We start from the raw sequence: 1,647 nt of genomic DNA, 5'->3' as shown, positions 1-1,647 counted from the left end.
CTGCTGCTCGTCCTGCTCGGCTGCGCGCTGCGGCTGCGTACCGGCGTGGACATCACCACCCTCGTCCTCGTCGGCGCCTTCCAGCTCGCCACCGCGCCCGTCGCGGCGCACATGGTGGGCCGGGCCGGCTACCCGCACGACGAGATCCGCCGCGACCTGCTGATCACCGACGAGCTCGCGCCCCACCTCGACCGGATCAGTTCCGGCCGGTCCTGACCGGCGGCGGCGTTCCCCCGCCGGGTCCGCCCGTCGTGGGCGTAGGCGTCGTCCCGCCACGTCCAGCATCGTGGGAAGCCATCGACATATTTACATGTCTGCTCATCCTCGTGTATGAAGACGGGAAGCACGTCCAGTGCTGGTCTCTCGGAGGGAGCGACGATGAAACTTGCCCTACGCCGCCTGCGAACGGCGGCGGTCGCACTCGGCGCCTGCACGCTCGGGCTGAGCGTCATGTCGGTACCCGCCGCCGAGGCGTACGCGGTTCAGCCCGTCGCGCCGCAGTCCCAGCGGGCACCCGAGTCGGAGCAGTTCCAGGCGGAGGGCGTCACCACGGTCGGTGAGCTCCGTACCGTCGACGGCGCGCTCTCCTCCGCCAGCGACGGCCGCACGCAGGTCATCCGGCACCCCGGCGCGTCGTACGTCAAGGTGCACTTCAGCGCGCTGCGGCTCGCCCACGGCGACTACGTCACCGTGTCGAGCCCGGACGGCCGCGAGAGCTACCGGTACGACCGCTACCTGAACCGGGCGACCGGCTCGGACTACACGACGGACGGGCAGCCGGGCTTCTGGGCCATGTCGGTCGACGGCGACACGGCGGTGGTGACGCTGCACAGCAGCCGCGCCTCCCGCGGCAACGTCGCGACCATCGACCGGTTCTGGCGCGGCTACGACCGCACCGAGATCGCGCAGCACAACTTCTCCACGCAGTCGGTGTGCAGCACCGACGCCCGCCGCGACGTCGTCTGCTACCAGAACAGCCACCCCACGGAGTACGCCCGTGGCAGGGCCGTGGCGCGGCTGTTGATCAGCGGCGGCGGCATGTGCACCACCTGGCGGGTCGGCAACACCAACCGCATGCTGACCAACAAGCACTGCTTCTCCACGCAGTCCGCCGTCAGCGGCAGCGAGATGCAGTTCAACTACCAGTGCGCCACCTGCGGCGGCAACAACCCCGGCGCCGGCACCAAGGTGAGCGGGGCGACGCTCTACAAGGTGAGCAGTGGTGGATCCGGTGAACTGGACTACGCCCTGTACTCGGTGAACAACTTCACCAGCATCCAGAGCTTCGGCACGCTCTACCTGGCGACGACCGCCACCAGCACCGGCACCCGGATGTACATCCCGGGCCACGGCGACGGCAGGCCCAAGCGTCTCTCGATCTTCGAGGACACCCAGAACGGCGCGGCGTGCACCGTCAAGAACGCGAACTACAACAGCTGGAACATCAGCTACAGCTGCGACACCTCCGGCGGCAACTCGGGCTCGCCCGTGCTGAACTCCAGCCACCGGGTCATCGCCCTGCACCACCTCGGCGGCTGCCCGTCGAACCAGGGCGCGAAGGCCCACCTGATCTACAACCAGATCGCCAGCCTCATCGACAACAACGGCTGACGATCCGCTGACAAGACGGGCCGCCGGGGCGCGACG

Annotated in this window: 2 protein-coding genes; both read left to right on the top strand. The window is 69.2% G+C overall.

Features of this window, described 5'->3' with window-relative positions:
• On the top strand, nt 1-216 hold a 216-nt coding region (locus tag AB0B91_RS65795), incomplete at its 5' end, for a monovalent cation/H(+) antiporter subunit G (protein ID WP_358343176.1).
• Between the two features lie 162 nt (nt 217-378).
• A complete protein-coding gene (locus AB0B91_RS65790) occupies nt 379-1,611 on the top strand; it encodes a serine protease (RefSeq protein ID WP_089002239.1) in 1,233 nt (410 codons plus the stop codon).
• The last annotated feature ends 36 nt before the right edge of the window (nt 1,612-1,647 follow it).

Origin of the sequence: Nonomuraea sp. NPDC049141, assembly GCF_040648415.1 — a bacterium.
Taxonomy (GTDB): Bacteria; Actinomycetota; Actinomycetes; order Streptosporangiales; family Streptosporangiaceae; genus Nonomuraea.
The sequence above is the reverse complement of the archived record's forward strand: the minus strand, read 5'-3'. Positions and strand labels throughout refer to the sequence as shown.

What these genes read in the sequence shown, in the direction of transcription:
- AB0B91_RS65790 (WP_089002239.1), top strand. Translation starts at nt 379, where the DNA reads ATGAAACTTGCCCTACGCCGCCTGCGAACGGCGGCGGTCGCACTCGGC.